The following is a 14251-nucleotide window of genomic DNA, read 5'->3' as shown; positions in this document are numbered from 1 at the left end:
GGGGTCCGCGAGCGGCCGACGGCGACGAGGGAAGATCGCCCGGTGCCCGACCTCTCCACCGGCCTCTCCCCGGGCGACGACCTGCGCGCGTTCGTCGACGCCTCCCCCTCGCCGTCCCACGCCGTGGCCGAGCTCGCCCGCCGGCTGACCGCCGCCGGCTTCACCGAGCTGGCCGAGACCGACGCCTGGACGCTCTCCCCCGGCGCGGCCCACGTCGTGGTGCGCTCCGGCAGCCTGGTCGCGTTCCGGCTGGGCAGCGCGCCGCTCGCCGAGGCCGGGATGCGGCTCGTGGGCGCGCACACCGACTCCCCCACCTTCCGCGTCCGGCCCCGGTCCGACGTCCGGCAGGCCGGCTACCGGCTGGTCGGCGTCGAGCCCTACGGCGGCGGGCTGTGGCACACCTGGCTGGACCGGGAGCTGACGGTCGCCGGGCGGGTGGCGCTGCGCGGCGGCGGCACCGCGCTGGTCCGGCTCGACGGCGCCCCGCTGCGGCTGCCGTCGCTGGCGATCCACCTCGACCGGGGCGTGCGGGAGGGGCTGACCCTCGACCCGCAGCGGCACCTGGTCCCGGTGTGGTCGCGCGACCTGGGCACCGAGCCGGGGCTGACCGAGGCGGTGGCCGAGGCGGCCGGGGTGCCGGCCGGCGACGTCGTCGGCGCCGACCTGGTGCTGGCCGACACCCAGCCCGCGGGCACCACCGGCGCCGACGGCACGTGGATCGCCGCACCGCGGCTGGACAACCTGGGCAGCTGCCACGCCGGGGTGACCGCGCTCGTCGCCGCGGCGCCCGGGACGCGCACGCAGGTGCTGGTCGCCAACGACCACGAGGAGGTGGGCAGCGGCTCGATGTCGGGAGCCCGCGGCAGCTTCCTCGAGGACGTCGTCCGCCGGCTGGTCGCGGTCACCGACCCGGGCGACCCCGAGGCGCCCGCCCGCACGATCGCGCGGTCCCGGCTGGTGTCGTCGGACATGGCGCACGCCGTCCACCCGACCCGCTACGACCGGCACGAGCCCGCCCACGCCCCGCAGCTCGGCGGCGGCCCGGTGGTGAAGGTCAACGCCAACCAGGCCTACGCCACCGACGCGGTCACCGGCGGCTGGTTCGCCGAGCGGTGCGCCGAGGCCGGGGTGCCGGTCCAGTACTTCGTCTCCCGCGCCGACCTGCCCTGCGGCTCGACGATCGGCCCGCTGACCGCCACCCGGATGGGTCTGGCCACGGTCGACGTCGGCGCGCCGATGCTGGCCATGCACTCCTGCCGGGAGCTGGCCTCGGCGCTCGACGTGCCGCTCATGGCGGCCGCGCTGACCGCCTGCTACGAGTCCTGAGGACCGGGGTCGGTCGGCGAGCGGCGGACGACGTCGGCGAAGGACTCCTCCAGCCGCGCCCAGGTCGAGCTCCACTCGACCAGCGGGTCGAGGATCCGCTCGAAGACGGCGAGCTGCTCGTCGAAGGCCTGCAGCTGGCCGACCAGGCCCTCGATCAGCTGCCGCTGGGCCTTGACCGACGCCGCGATCGAGCGGACCTGCGCCGCCGACATCGCGCCCGGCGGGGACGGCAGCCGCGGCAGCGACAGCCCCGACGGGACGGCGCCGGCCGCCAGCCGGGTCGCCCGGTCGGTGAACCCGCGCAGCTGCGCGACGAACTCCTCGACCGACCGCGCCACCAGACCGCCGTCGCGCGGCCTGTCCTCCGACTCGCTCACGCGCGCCTCCCCCGGCACCGCCCGCCGCGGTCGGCGGGACCCGCGGACAGTCTCGCGCCCGCGGGCCGCCTCCGCTCAGCCGACGAGGGCGCGCAGCGTCTCCGCGTTGCGGACGGCGTGGCCGTACCCGTCGTTGTTGAAGTAGGCGAACACGTCGCGCCCCTGCGCCGTCCACTCGCCGATGCGGTCGGCCCACCAGCGCAGGTCGGTGTCGGGATAGGAGCCGGCGTAGAGGTGCTCGGGGTCGGGGCCGTGCAACCGGACGTAGACGAACGGCGCCGTCGCCCGCAGCACGCACGGCAGCCCGGCGCCGCTCATCACGCAGTAGGCCGCGCCGTGCCGCTCCAGCAGGGCGAACACCGCGTCGTCGTGCCAGCTGGGGTGGCGGAACTCGACGGCCACCCGCACCCAGTCGGGCAGGACGGACAGGAAGTGGTCGAGCCGGGCGTCGTCGCGGGCCGCCGCCGGGTGCAGCTGCACGAGCAGCACGGCCCGCCTCGGCCCCAGCTCGTGCCAGGCGCCGGCGATCCGCTCGACCCACGCCTCGGGCGCGTAGAGCCGCTTGGCGTGGGTCAGCCCGCGCGGGGCCTTGACCGACAGCGCGAACCCCTCGGGCAGGCGCCGGCGCCAGCCGGCGAAGGTCGCGGTGCGGGGCCAGCGGTAGAAGCTGGCGTTGAGCTCGACGGTGCCGAACCGGCGCACGTAGTGGGCCAGCCGGTCCCGGGACGGCGTCCCCGGCGGGTAGAGGACGCCGTCCCAGTGGTCGTAGCTCCAGCCGGACGTGCCGACGTGGATGGCCACCGCCCGCCGCCCGGGGTCAGGCCCCGCGCCGCAGGCCCGCCAGCCGGGTGGCGGCGGCGAGGACCTTGCCGTACGAACCGGGCGCCAGGCGCACGAGGACGTCCGGGACGACGGCGCTGGCCCCGATGAGCAGCCGCGGCCGGCGCCTCTCGACGGCCTCGACGATCCGCTGCGCGGCGCGGTCGGCCGGGTAGCGCAGCAGCTTGGCGAACTCCGCCTTGCCCTGCGCGGCCTCCGCGGCGTCCACCCCGCTGGCGACGCGGGCGGTCTCGGCGATCCGGGTGGCGATGCCGCCGGGGTGCACGCTGGTGACGCCGACGCCGTCCTCGGCCAGCTCGTGGCGCAGCGCCTCGGTGAACCCGCGGACGGCGAACTTGCTCGACGAGTAGGCCGCCTGCCCGGCCGGCGCCATGAGCCCGAACAGGCTCGAGACGTTGACCAGGTGCGCGCCGGGGTGGGCCCTGAGCGTGGGCAGCAGGGCGTGGGTGAGCCGGACGGCGGCGCGGAAGTTGACGTCCATGACCCACTCGAACTCCTCGAGGGTCACCTGGTCGAACCGCCCGCCCAGCGCCACGCCGGCGTTGTTCACCAGCAGCGTCGTCCCCGGGGAGTCGACGACGATCCGGTCGGTGGCCTCGCGCAGCTGCGCGGCGTCGGCGAGGTCGGCGACGACGGGATCGACCGACCGGGCCGGGGTGGCCGAGCGCAGCGACGCGACGACGCCGTCGAGCCGCTCGGCGTCGCGGTCGAGCAGCACCAGGTCCATCCCGCGCGCGGCCAGCAGCGGGGCGAGCGCCGCGCCGATGCCGCTGGCCGCGCCGGTGACGACGGCGGTGCCGGTGAAGTCGAACGGCCGCATCAGGCCGCCCTCTCCCCGGCCGTGACCCCGGCGCGCTCGCGGACCGGGCGGGTGAACCGGATGCCCTCGTCCTCGACCGGGCCGCGCCGCATGAGCAGCACGTCGCGGATGTAGTTCTGGTACAGCCTCCACGGCGCCCGCGCGCCCTGCTGCGGCAGCGCGGTGAGGCTGCGCCGCACGTAGCCCGCCGACAGCCCGATGAACGGCTCGACCCCGCCCTCGGCGGGAGCGAGCGGGGTGGCGGCGGCGTAGCCGTTGCGGTCCAGGTGGGCCAGCAGCCGGCAGACGTAGCGGGCGACGAGGTCGGCCTTCAGCGTCCACGAGGCGTTCGTGTACCCGATGGTCATGGCGAAGTTGGGCACGCCGGAGACCATGAAGCCCTTGTAGGAGACGGTCTTCGACAGGTCCACGGCCTCGCCGTCGACGGTCAGCGTCATCCCGCCGATCGGCAGCAGGTTCAGCCCGGTCGCGGTGACGACGACGTCGGCGTCGAGGTGCTGCCCCGACTCGAGCAGGATGCCGGTCTCGTCGAAGGTGGCGATGCGGTCGGTGACGATCGAGGCCGTCCCCCGGCGCAGCTCGCGGAACAGGTCGCCGTCGGGGACGACGCACAGCCGCTGGTCCCACGGGTCGTAGGGCGGCGCGAAGTGGGTGGCGACGTCGAGGTCGGCGGGCACCTGCTTGGCCGCGGCCTTGGCCAGCACCCGCTTCATGACCTCGGGCCTGCGCCGGCTGAGCTGGTAGGACGCCATCGACACCAGCACGTTCTTCCACCGCACCACCGGGTAGACGACGCGGTCGGGCAGCCGCCGGCGCAGCTTCTCGGCCAGCGCGTCGCGGCCGGGCAGGCTGACGACGTAGGTGGGCGTGCGCTGCAGCATCGTCACGTGCGCGGCCTGCTCGGCCATGCTCGGCACGAGCGTGACCGCGGTGGCGCCGCTGCCGATGACGACGACGCGCTTGCCGGCGAAGTCGAGGTCCTCGGGCCAGTGCTGCGGGTGCACGATCCGGCCGCCGAAGCGCTCCTCGCCGGGGAACTCGGGGCGGTAGCCCTGGTCGTAGCGGTAGTACCCGGAGCAGACCGACAGCCACGAGCAGGTCCACGTCTCGGTCTCGCCGGTCCCGGTGCGCTCGGCGGTGACCGTCCACAGCGAGTCCGCGGTGGACCACGCGGCGGAGACGACGCGGGTGCCGAAGCGGATGTGCTCGTCGACGCCGTAATCGCGGGCGGTGTCGCGGACGTACTCGCGGATCGAGGCGCCGTCGGCGATGGCCTGCGGCTGCGACCACGGCCGGAACGAGTAGCCCAGGGTGAACATGTCGGAGTCCGAGCGCACACCCGGGTAGCGGAACAGGTCCCAGGTGCCGCCGATGGCCTCGCGGGCCTCGAGGACGGCGTACGTCCTGCCCGGCAGCTCGCGCTGCAGGTGGCAGGCCGCGCCGATCCCGGACAGGCCCGCGCCGACGATCAGCACGTCGACGTGCCGGGTGGTGGTCTCCGTGGGGACGGACTGCGTCATGGCTCTCCCTGTCGGCGGGGGTGACCCCGACCACGGTACTCGACACGGTGTCGAGTCGTTCGACGGCGCGTCGGTCAACGGGTCGTGGTGCCCGGCCTGTCGGTTCCGTAGACGGTGCGCAGCCAGACGGTGAGCAGGACGTCGACCAGGTCCTCCGGGGGGAGCGCGGGCGTCTGCCCGGCGTAGGTGACGTGGATGACCCGCTCGTTCATCCAGTTGAGCGCGACGGCGAGGTCGCGGGCGGGCGGCCCGTCCGGCGCGGCGCCGCGGGCGCGCTCGGCCTCGATGGCCGCCGCGGTGTCCTCGACGAAGCCGTCCATCACGGTCGACCACAGCCCCCGCACCTCGGCGCTGGTGGCCAGCAGCGAGGCGACGGCGGAGACGACCGCCGGGTGGGCGGCGAACGTGCTGCGGACCGCCTCGAGGGCGGCACGCCAGCTCGCGCGGACGTCGTCGCCGGCCCGCCGCAGCGCCGCCGAGCGCGACGCGTGCGCCTCCTCGACCACCCGGTCGAGCAGCGCCAGGACGACCGCGTCCTTGGACGGGAAGTAGAAGTAGAAGGTGGGCCGGGAGATGCCGGCGCCGCGGGCCAGGTCGTCGACGGAGATGTCGGCCAGCGGCCGCTGTTCCAGCAGGTCCTCGGCGGTGGCGAGGATGGCGCGCTCACGGTCGTCGCCCGAGGGCCGGCGCGCCCGCCGCCCCCGGCTGCCGCCCGGTGGGGCGGGGAGCGGTGCGGCCACGGCGGCGACCCTACCCAGCGCCGGGCCCCCCGGCGTCAGGGCAGCCGCCAGACCGTGGTGCGGCGCACGCCCGGCCCCTCGGTCTCCGGCACCTCGTACACGGCCGCCGGCTCCAGGCGCTCGTGCGGGAGGTACGGCCGGCCGGGATCGCCCACCAGCACCTCGCAGCCGCGCGCCCGCGCCCGGTCGAGGAAGGGCAGCACCCGCCCGGTCATCTCCCGGTCGTAGCAGACGTCCCCGGCGACGACGAGGTCGACGGCGGGCGGCTCGCGGTCGAGCACGTCGCCGGTGACGCTGATCCCCCGGACGCCGTTGAGGCCGGCGTTGACGGCCACCGCCGTCCGCGAGAAGGGGTCGACGTCGCTGGCCAGCACCCGGCGGGCGCCGGCGAGGACGGCGGCGATCGCCACCAGGCCGCTGCCCGAGCCGAGGTCGAGCACCGTGCGGCCGGCGACCGTCGCGGGCCCGTCGAGCAGGCAGCGGGCCAGGGCCTGCCCGCCGGGCCAGGCCGCCGCCCAGAACGGCGGCTCCTCCCCCGCGCCGCCGGCCGCGGTCTCCATCGCCTCCCACAGCGCGACGACGTCGTCGGCCACGTGCAGCCGGACCTCGGGGACGAGCGAGGGCCGGCGCACCTGGGTGTGCGCGCGGACGAAGCCCGCGGGCACCACCCGCACGGTCATCGGCCCTCCCCCCGGCGTCGTGCCGGAACGGCTCTCCTGCAGGGTCCCGCGCCGAGCCGGAGCGCGGCGCGGGGGCAGGAGGGTCCTCCTAGTACCAGCCGGTGGCCTGCGAGTGCGCCCACGCCCCGCACGGCGAGCCGTAGCGCTCGTCGATGTAGATCAGGCCGGCGTCGATCTGGCGGTAGCCGTCGGAGGTCTTGGCGATGCCGGTGCTCGCCCAGGTCGAGTCGAGGAACTGCGCGATCCCGTACGCGGTGCTGGTCGGGTTCTGCGCGTTGGGGTTCCAGCCGCTCTCCTTGCCCCACAGGCTCTCGAGGCAGCTGAACTGCTCGGCGCTGCCGACCTTGCTCAGCGCGTAGTCCTTGAACGAGCCGCGCGGGGCGGAGCTGGAGCTCGAGGAGCTGCTGGCGGCGGGCGCCGGAGCCGCAGCCGCCGCGGCGGCCTCCCGCTCGGCGGCGGCCTGCGCCTCGGCGGCGGCCTGCGCCTCGGCGGCGGCCTGCTGCTCGGCGGCGACCCGGGCGGCCTCCTGCTCGGCGGCGATGCGGGCGGCCTCCTGCTCGGCGGCGACGCGGGCGGCCTCCTCGGCGGCGCGGCGGTCGAGCTCGGCCTGGTCCGCGGCGGCCTGGGCCTGGGCGGCGCTGGCCTCGGCGGCGCTGCGATCGCTGCGGGAGGCGGCGACGTCCTCCAGCGGGGCGAGGTCGGCCGGCTCGGGGGCCCGCTCGGCGGCCGGCTGCTGGGGGATGCCCAGCTGCTCGGCGACGCTCACCGAGGCGCTCACGGTGTCGGTCCCGGCGGAGGCGGCGGGGCCGCCCGTCGAGACGAGGCCGACGACCAGGGCGCCGGCGGCGGCGGCACCGAGCAGCAGGGCCGGGCGGCGGTGGCCGAGCGGCGCGCGGCCGAGGCGGGAACGGCGGCGGGCGCGGGGAGCGGGGACCTCGGCGGGATCGCCGCCCAGGGCGGACAGCTCGCGGGTCTCGGCGGTGGCGGTGTCGACGGCGTCGGCGGGGGTGGCGGCGAGCTCGACGGTCGCGGGCGCGTCGGGAGTGCGGCGGGACATGAGGGGGTGGGTGCTCCGAGGGAGAGTGCGCGCGGCAGCCGCCCGGGTCCGGGCGTGCGCACGCGGCGCGGTCTACGGGTGTCGCGTCTGGCGGGTCCCCGGCGGCGCGGAGGGCGTCACCGGTGCGGCGGGCAGGGGCGAGCCGGCGTCGGGACGACGCGGAGGTGCGCGAGGCGCGCGGACGGCTGCACCTGCGGGCCGCGGGGGCCCGGAGGCGGGGTGTGCGGAGGCTCTCCGTTCTTCCGTGAGCCGCCTACCGAGTTAGCTGACGGGTTCGGGCGGGAAGGAGCCCTACGCGGCACCGAGCGCGGCTCGGCGGGCGCGATTCACCCCAGGACTGCGGTGGGTCCCCGGCTCGCGTCCGCGGGACGGACACGACTCGGCGGCGTCCGGCCGAGCTCCCCGGGACGGGGACCAGACGACCAGCCGGACGCCGGTCACCGTACGGGCGTTACCGGTTCGTGACAACTCCCGGGGCGCGCGGGACCGCCGTGACGGCTGGTGCGGCCGGCGCGGTCGCCGGACCTGCCGTGCCGTTCCTCCTGGTCAGGAGGCCGCGGCCACCTCGGTGCGGCCGGGCCCGTGCAGCGGTGTCACCTCGGACACGTCGGCCGGCCGCGAGGTCCCACCGAACGGTCCGGCGGCCTCCTCGGCGCGGACGGCCTCGCGCTTGTCGGCGAGGACGGGGACGTCGTCGGGGAGCACCCCGGCGACCACCGCCAGCGCCTGGTCGATCTGGCCGGTCAGCCGGCGGAGCCAGTCGCGGGCCTCGTCGCGCTCGTCGCGCAGCGGCTGCAGCTCGGCCTCCGCGAGGCGCCGGCGCTCGCGTGCCTCGTCGTCGGCCCGGGCGCGCGCCTCGGCGGCCTCCCGGTCCAGCCGATCGCGCTCGGCCGCGGCCGCGCGCCCCAGCTCGGCGGCCTCGCGGCGGGCCGCCTCGAGCACCGCGGCGGCCTCGCTGCGGGTCTGCTCGCGCAGCGCCCTCACCGCCTCCCGCATCTCGGCCACCCCGGACAGCCGCGCCGCGGCCTCCGTGCGGGCCTCGGCGCGGACCCGTGCGGCCTCCTCCTCGGCGGCCGCGGTCAGCGCGGCGGCCTCCTGCTCCGCCCGGCGCACCAGCGCGAGGGCGTCCTCGGGGCCGGGCAGGGACTGCCGCTCGCGGACCAGCTGGGCCAGCCGCCGGCGGGCGTTCTGCACCTCGGTCGAGGCCGCGGCGTAGCGACTGAGCAGGTGGTCGTTCTCGCGGCGCAGGACCAGCATCTCGGTCTCGGCCCACGACACGTAGTCGTCGACCTGCGTGCGGTCGTAGCCGCGGACCGCGCCGGTGAACACCGGCCCGGTCCCCAGCAGGCCGTCGAGCCCGCTCGGCCGGCCCGACGCGGGCGGACCGCCCGTCCCCGCCGTCCCGCCGTCCCCCGTCGTGACCCCTGCCCGCTGCGACATCCCGGTTCCCCCTCGGTGCGCCGTCCGATCCGGACCCCCGCCGGCCCGGTCCGGACCGTCGGGAGTGATCACAATCTCCCATCCCGCCCCGCGCTCCGCCCCGGCGCTCCGGCGTGCTCGGGCGCGTGCGGAGTGGGACGACCCGGCCGTGCCGGTCCGGTCACCGCCCGCAGTCACCCGGTATCGGGGAGGTAACGACGGCCGGGGAACAACGAGGGCACCGGTACGGTTGCGCCGGACAGCAGTTGAGCTCTCAATCACTTGGAGACGAGATGCAGTTCGGGATCTTCACGGTCAGCGACATCACGACCGACCCGACGACCGGCCGCACGCCGAGCGAGGCGGAGCGGATCCAGGCCGTCCTCACCATCGCGAGGAAGGCCGAGGAGGTCGGGCTCGACGTCTTCGCGCTGGGCGAGCACCACAACCCGCCGTTCTTCTCGTCCTCCCCCACCACCACGCTGGCCTACGTCGCGGCGCAGACGCGGACGCTGCAGCTGTCGACGTCGACCACGCTGATCACCACCAACGACCCGGTGAAGATCGCCGAGGACTACGCGATGCTGCAGCACCTCGCCGGCGGCCGCGTCGACCTGATGCTCGGCCGCGGCAACACCGGCCCGGTCTACCCCTGGTTCGGCCAGGACATCCGCAACGGCATCCCGCTCGCCGTGGAGAACTACGCGCTGCTGCGCCGGCTGTGGGAGGAGGACGTCGTCGACTGGTCCGGCCGGTTCCGCACCCCGCTGCAGGGCTTCACCTCGACCCCGCGGCCGCTGGACGGCGTCGCGCCGTTCGTCTGGCACGGCTCGATCCGCTCCCCGCAGATCGCCGAGCAGGCCGCCTACTACGGCGACGGGTTCTTCTCCAACCACATCTTCTGGCCCAAGGAGCACACCCAGCGGATGGTGGAGTTCTACCGCTCGCGCTTCGAGCACCACGGCCACGGCAGCGCCGACCAGGCGATCGTCGGCCTGGGCGGGCAGGTGTTCGTGCGGAAGAACTCCCAGGACGCCGTCGAGGAGTTCCGCCCTTACTTCGACAACGCGCCGGTGTACGGCCACGGGCCCTCGCTCGAGGACTTCTCCCGCGAGACGCCGCTGACCGTCGGCAGCCCGCAGCAGGTCATCGAGCGCACCCTCGGCTTCCGCGACTACGTCGGCGACTACCAGCGCCAGCTGTTCCTCGTCGACCACGCCGGCCTGCCGCTGAAGACCGTGCTCGAGCAGCTCGACGTCCTCGGCGAGGAGGTCGTGCCGGTGCTGCGCAGGGAGTTCGCCGCGCTCAAGCCGGCGCACGTCCCCGACGCCCCCACCCACGCCGCACGCGTCGCCGCGCGGCGGCAGAGCCCGGAGGAGGTCTCCGCGTGACCACCCGCACCCTGGCCGTCCTCAGCGCCGGCCTGTCGGTCCCGTCGTCGACGCGGCTGCTGGCCGACCGGCTGACGGCGGCGACCGTGGCCGCCCTGCGCGAGCGGGGCGAGGACGCCACCGTCGAGGTCGTCGAGCTGCGCGAGCACGCCCGCGACGTCGCCGACGCCTTCGTCACCGGCTTCCCGAACGCGGCGCTGCGCGCGGCGGTGGAGACGGTCACCGGCGCGGACGCGCTCATCGCCGTCACCCCGGTGTTCACCGCCTCCTACAGCGGCCTGTTCAAGTCCTTCGTCGACGTGCTGGAGAAGGACGCGCTCACCGGCAAGCCGGTGCTGATGGCCGCCACCGCGGGCACCGCCCGGCACTCGCTGGTGCTCGAGCACGCGATGCGGCCGCTGTTCAGCCACCTGCGTGCGGTGCCCGTGCCGACGGCGGTGTTCGCGGCGAGCGAGGACTGGGCCGGCGGTGACGGCACCGGCAGCGCCGGCACCAGCCTGGAGCTGGGCCGGCGGATCACCCGCGCCGCCGGCGAGCTGGCCGACGTCGTCACCGGCCGGCCCGCGTCGGCCCGCCCGGCCGACCCGTTCACCGACGTCCCCTCCTTCGAGCAGCTCCTCCGCGGCGAGGCCTGACCCGGTTCGGCGGCGGCGAGCGGGGTACCCACCCGCCGGCATCGAACAGCCGGTGGCCGCGGAGGGAGAACCGGGGAGCCATCGGTGGAACACCGGATCGAGGTCATCTGGACGTGCGCGCCGTGCGAGGTGGGCGGTCAGGACGCCCGTGAGCGCGGGAGCGCCGACCCGCTGTGCTGGAACTGCGGCGGGCCGGTGGTCGTGGTCGGCCGGCCCGCCGCCCTCCGGATCGCCGCCGGACCGGACGCCGCCTGAGGTGCCGGCGCCCCCGGGCGGTCCCCCGCCCGGGGTCGTCAGCCGACCGCGTCCTCCGACGGGGTCGCCGAGCCGCCCTGGGGCGCGTCGGCGGTCATGATGCGGACGATCTCGGCCCGGTCGGCGGCCGAGGGCAGCCCCCAGTCCGGCTCGTACCCGTAGACCTCCCCGAGCGGGGTCGACGCCGTCCGCCCGGTCAGCACCTCGACCGAGCCGGTGTCGATCAGCCCCGGGTGCTCGACGCCGCACGCCTCGGCCACCTTGAGCAGGTCGCGGCGCAGCGTGGCCACGTAGTTGGCCAGCCGCACGGACTTCAGGGCCGGGTCCAGCCCGTGCGCCAGCCAGGCGTTCTGCGTGGCGACGCCGGTCGGGCAGGTGTCGGTGTGGCACTTCTGCGCCTGGATGCACCCGATCGCCAGCATCGCCTCGCGGGCGATGTTGACCATGTCGCAGCCGAGCGCGAAGGCCACGACCGCGTTGTCGGGCAGGCCGAGCTTGCCGCCGCCGACGAACGTGACCTGCTCGGCCAGGCCGCGGCGGGCGAAGGCGGAGTACACCCGGGCGAAGCCGAGCTGGAAGGGCAGGGACACCGAGTCGGTGAAGATCAGCGGCGCGGCGCCCGTGCCGCCCTCGCCGCCGTCGACGGTCACGAAGTCCACGCCCCGGCCGGTGGTCGCCATCAGCTCGGTGAGCTCTTCCCAGAACCGCATGTCGCCGACGGCGGACTTGATGCCCACCGGCAGGCCGGTCTCGGCGGCGAGCAGCTCCACCCAGTCGAGCAGGCTGTCGACGTCGCTGAACTCCGCGTGCCGCGACGGGCTGACGCAGTCCACGCCCTCCGGCACCCCGCGCGCCGCGGCGATCTCGGCCGACACCTTCGCCGCCGGCAGCACGCCGCCGAGGCCGGGCTTGGCGCCCTGGCTGAGCTTGACCTCCAGCGCCCGCACCGGCGCGCCGGCCACGAGGTCCGTGAGCCGGTCGAGGTCGAAGCGGCCGGCCTCGTCGCGGCAGCCGAAGTACGCGGTGCCGATCTGGAACACCAGCTCCCCGCCGTGCCGGTGGTGCACCGACAGGCCGCCCTCGCCGGTGTTGTGCAGGCACCCCGCCAGCGCCGCGCCGCGGTTGAGCGCCTCGACGGCGGCTCCGGACAGCGAGCCGAAGCTCATCGCCGACACGTTGACCGCCGACGCCGGCCGGAACGCCCGCGCCCGGCCCCGGGGGCCGCCGAGGACCTTCGCCGAGGGCAGCGCCACGTCGGCGGCCGAGTGCGGGTGCGACGGCGGGACGGCCCGGCCGAACGTGCGGTGGTTGATGACCGGGTAGCCGGCCGTGTACTCGAGGTCGTTGTCGGTGCCGAAGCCGAAGTAGTTGTTCTCGCCCTTGGCCGAGGCGTACACCCAGCGCCGCTGGTCGCGGGTGAAGGGGCGTTCCTCGTTGTTGCCGGCCACCAGGTACTGCCGCAGCTCCGGGCCGATCGACTCCAGCAGGTAGCGGGCGTGGCCCAGCACCGGGAAGTTGCGCAGCAGGGTGTGCTCCCGCTGCACCAGGTCCCGGGCGGCCACCGCCGCCACCGCCCCCAGCCCGGCCACCGCGGCCCGCGCCGCACCCCTCATGACGAACCCCTCTCCGCTGCTGCCCCCGGTCCGGGTCGTCATCGTGGCCCGGAACGGCGCCGTCCGCGTCCCGGACGGGCGCGGGATCGCGGACGGCGGTGCTACAGGAAGAGGCTCAGCACAAATGCGAGCACGAACCCGATGGTCCCGAGCAGCGTCTCCATGACCGTCCAGGTCTTCAGCGTCGTCTTCTCGTCCATCTGGAAGAACCGGCTGACCAGCCAGAACCCCGAGTCGTTGACGTGGGAGAGCACCGTCGCGCCGCCGGCGATCGCGATGACGATCAGGGCCAGGTCGATCGAGGACAGGCCGTCGGTGGCCTCCACGACCGGCGCGATCAGGCCGGCGGTGGTGGTGAGGGCGACCGTCGCCGACCCCTGGGCGACCCGCAGCACCACGGAGATGACGAACGCGGCCACGATCACCGGCAGGCCGATGTCGCCGAGGACGTCGGCCAGCGCCTCGCCGATGCCGCTCGCGCGCAGCACGCCGCCGAACATGCCGCCGGCGCCGGTGATCAGGATGATCGCGCAGACCGGGCCCAGGGCGCTGTTGACGATCGACTCCACCTCGGCGCCGCTCTCCCCGCGACGGCGACCCAGCACCACCATCGCCACCAGCACGGTGACCAGCAGCGCGACGGGGGTGGCCCCGAGCAGCTGACCGGCCCGCACGACGAACGAGGACTCCTCCAGCGCGCCCGCGGTGGCCAGCGTGGTCAGCCCGGTGTTGAGGAAGATCAGCACCAGGGGCAGCAGCAGGATGCCCAGCACGGTGCCGAACCCGGGAGGCGCCGGCCGCGTGACCGTCTCCGTGCGGCGGCCTCCGGAGGCGTCCGCCGTCCCCGGTGCCGTGCCGGCCACGGTCCCCTCGGGGGCCTCCGGGGTCGACGGCACGTCGTCCTCCTCCGACGGCGGGACCGCGACGTCGTAGCGGCGGCCGGCCCAGAGACCGAACAGGTAGCCGCCCAGGTACCAGGTGGGCAGGCCGATGAGCAGCCCGAACACCAGGACCAGCCCGATGTCGGCCCCGACGAGCTCGGCCGCGGCGACCGGCCCGGGGTGCGGCGGCACGAAGGCGTGCATCACCGCGAAGGCGCCGGCCGTCGGCAGCCCGTACGTGAGCAGCGAGCCGCCCAGCCGGCGCGCGACGGTGAACACGATCGGCAGGAAGACCACGAGCCCGGCGTCGAAGAAGATCGGGAAGCCGAACAGCAGCGCGGCCACGCCGAGGGCCAGCGGGGCGCGCTTCTCGCCGAAGCGGCCGATGAGGGTGTCGGCGAGCACCTGGGCGCCGCCGCTGTGCTCGAGCAGCCGGCCGAGCATCGCGCCCAGCCCCACGAGCAGCGCGACGTTGGCCAGCGTGCCGCCGAAGCCGGTGGTCAGCGTGGTGACGACGTCCTCGAGCGGGATCTGCGTCGCCAGCGCCACCAGCAGGCTGACGAGGATCAGCGCCAGGAAGGCGTGCAGCTTCAGCTTCATGATGAGGAACAGCAGGACGCCCACCGCCACGGCGGCGATGACGAGCAGCGGGCCGGCGCCCAGCGCCGGTTCGACCTCGGGCACGGCGGATCCTCCA

14 protein-coding genes and 1 riboswitch are annotated in these 14251 nt (G+C 75.7%); of the genes, 4 read left to right on the top strand and 10 right to left on the bottom strand.

The annotated features are described in order from the left end of the window. Nucleotides 1–42 precede the first annotated feature (42 nt). The gene (locus tag JD79_RS15030) at nt 43–1326 is read left to right on the top strand and encodes a M18 family aminopeptidase (RefSeq protein ID WP_110006181.1); all 1284 of its coding nucleotides are present in this window, start codon (nt 43–45) and stop codon (nt 1324–1326) included. On the opposite strand, the gene JD79_RS15025 is transcribed toward JD79_RS15030, so the two are convergent. The 8 genes from JD79_RS15025 to JD79_RS14990 form a co-directional block, all read right to left on the bottom strand. Then, nucleotides 1314–1703 carry a hypothetical protein gene (locus JD79_RS15025; protein ID WP_110006180.1) on the bottom strand — a complete coding sequence of 130 codons (390 nt, stop codon included), beginning with the start codon at nt 1701–1703 and terminating at the stop codon, nt 1314–1316. The two genes, JD79_RS15030 and JD79_RS15025, sit on opposite strands and share 13 nt — an antisense overlap. 75 nt (nt 1704–1778) lie before the next feature. Continuing rightward, entirely contained in the window at nt 1779–2504 is a 726-nt protein-coding gene (locus tag JD79_RS15020) for a DUF72 domain-containing protein (protein ID WP_110006179.1), read from the bottom strand. A 16-nt stretch (nt 2505–2520) separates the two neighbouring features. Further along, on the bottom strand, nt 2521–3363 hold the full coding sequence (locus JD79_RS15015; RefSeq protein ID WP_110006178.1) for an SDR family NAD(P)-dependent oxidoreductase: 843 nt from the start codon (nt 3361–3363) through the stop codon (nt 2521–2523). Further along, entirely contained in the window at nt 3363–4883 is a 1521-nt protein-coding gene (locus JD79_RS15010; RefSeq protein WP_110006177.1) for a flavin-containing monooxygenase, read from the bottom strand. The genes JD79_RS15015 and JD79_RS15010 overlap by 1 nt, the downstream gene beginning before the upstream one ends. A 74-nt stretch (nt 4884–4957) precedes the next feature. Then, on the bottom strand, nt 4958–5623 hold the full coding sequence (locus tag JD79_RS15005) for a TetR/AcrR family transcriptional regulator (protein ID WP_110006176.1): 666 nt from the start codon (nt 5621–5623) through the stop codon (nt 4958–4960). A gap of 35 nt (nt 5624–5658) precedes the next feature. Beyond that, the gene (locus JD79_RS15000; protein WP_110006175.1) at nt 5659–6303 is read right to left on the bottom strand and encodes a class I SAM-dependent methyltransferase; all 645 of its coding nucleotides are present in this window, start codon (nt 6301–6303) and stop codon (nt 5659–5661) included. Between the two features lie 88 nt (nt 6304–6391). Then, entirely contained in the window at nt 6392–7360 is a 969-nt protein-coding gene (locus JD79_RS24285) for an aggregation-promoting factor C-terminal-like domain-containing protein (RefSeq protein WP_110006174.1), read from the bottom strand. Between the two features lie 235 nt (nt 7361–7595). Beyond that, nucleotides 7596–7755, bottom strand: a riboswitch (cyclic di-AMP (ydaO/yuaA leader). A gap of 151 nt (nt 7756–7906) precedes the next feature. Beyond that, nucleotides 7907–8800: a DivIVA domain-containing protein gene (locus JD79_RS14990; RefSeq protein WP_110006173.1), complete on the bottom strand. Its 894-nt coding sequence runs from the start codon at nt 8798–8800 to the stop codon at nt 7907–7909. Nucleotides 8801–9072: 272 nt separating this feature from the next. Between JD79_RS14990 and JD79_RS14985 the strand changes: the two genes are divergently transcribed. The 3 genes from JD79_RS14985 to JD79_RS22720 all read left to right on the top strand — a co-directional run bounded on the left by JD79_RS14985 (nt 9073) and on the right by JD79_RS22720 (nt 11060). Next, nucleotides 9073–10170 carry an LLM class flavin-dependent oxidoreductase gene (locus tag JD79_RS14985; protein WP_110006172.1) on the top strand — a complete coding sequence of 366 codons (1098 nt, stop codon included), beginning with the start codon at nt 9073–9075 and terminating at the stop codon, nt 10168–10170. Beyond that, the gene (locus JD79_RS14980) at nt 10167–10805 is read left to right on the top strand and encodes an FMN reductase (protein WP_110006171.1); all 639 of its coding nucleotides are present in this window, start codon (nt 10167–10169) and stop codon (nt 10803–10805) included. The genes JD79_RS14985 and JD79_RS14980 overlap by 4 nt, the downstream gene beginning before the upstream one ends. A gap of 84 nt (nt 10806–10889) precedes the next feature. After that, the gene (locus JD79_RS22720; protein ID WP_170149217.1) at nt 10890–11060 is read left to right on the top strand and encodes a hypothetical protein; all 171 of its coding nucleotides are present in this window, start codon (nt 10890–10892) and stop codon (nt 11058–11060) included. Between the two features lie 38 nt (nt 11061–11098). Here the strand turns inward: JD79_RS22720 and JD79_RS14975 are convergent, their stop codons facing one another. Beyond that, the gene (locus JD79_RS14975; RefSeq protein WP_110006170.1) at nt 11099–12673 is read right to left on the bottom strand and encodes an FMN-binding glutamate synthase family protein; all 1575 of its coding nucleotides are present in this window, start codon (nt 12671–12673) and stop codon (nt 11099–11101) included. 101 nt (nt 12674–12774) lie between these two features. Continuing rightward, nucleotides 12775–14238 (bottom strand): GntP family permease, encoded by a 1464-nt coding sequence (locus tag JD79_RS14970; protein ID WP_110006169.1) that lies wholly within the window; start codon nt 14236–14238, stop codon nt 12775–12777. Nucleotides 14239–14251: the final 13 nt, after the last annotated feature.

Origin of the sequence: Geodermatophilus normandii, from assembly GCF_003182485.1 — a bacterium.
Lineage (GTDB): Bacteria > Actinomycetota > Actinomycetes > Mycobacteriales > Geodermatophilaceae > Geodermatophilus > Geodermatophilus normandii.
Note: the sequence above shows the minus strand (reverse complement) of the source record. Positions and strands in the feature narration are given on the sequence as shown.

Coding starts and splice junctions, on each gene's coding strand:
- JD79_RS14975 (WP_110006170.1), bottom strand. CDS start 12,673: ATGAGGGGTGCGGCGCGGGCCGCGGTGGCCGGGCTGGGGGCGGTGGCG.
- JD79_RS15015 (WP_110006178.1), bottom strand. CDS start 3,363: ATGCGGCCGTTCGACTTCACCGGCACCGCCGTCGTCACCGGCGCGGCC.
- JD79_RS15010 (WP_110006177.1), bottom strand. CDS start 4,883: ATGACGCAGTCCGTCCCCACGGAGACCACCACCCGGCACGTCGACGTG.
- JD79_RS14985 (WP_110006172.1), top strand. CDS start 9,073: ATGCAGTTCGGGATCTTCACGGTCAGCGACATCACGACCGACCCGACG.
- JD79_RS14990 (WP_110006173.1), bottom strand. CDS start 8,800: ATGTCGCAGCGGGCAGGGGTCACGACGGGGGACGGCGGGACGGCGGGG.
- JD79_RS15000 (WP_110006175.1), bottom strand. CDS start 6,303: ATGACCGTGCGGGTGGTGCCCGCGGGCTTCGTCCGCGCGCACACCCAG.
- JD79_RS24285 (WP_110006174.1), bottom strand. CDS start 7,360: ATGTCCCGCCGCACTCCCGACGCGCCCGCGACCGTCGAGCTCGCCGCC.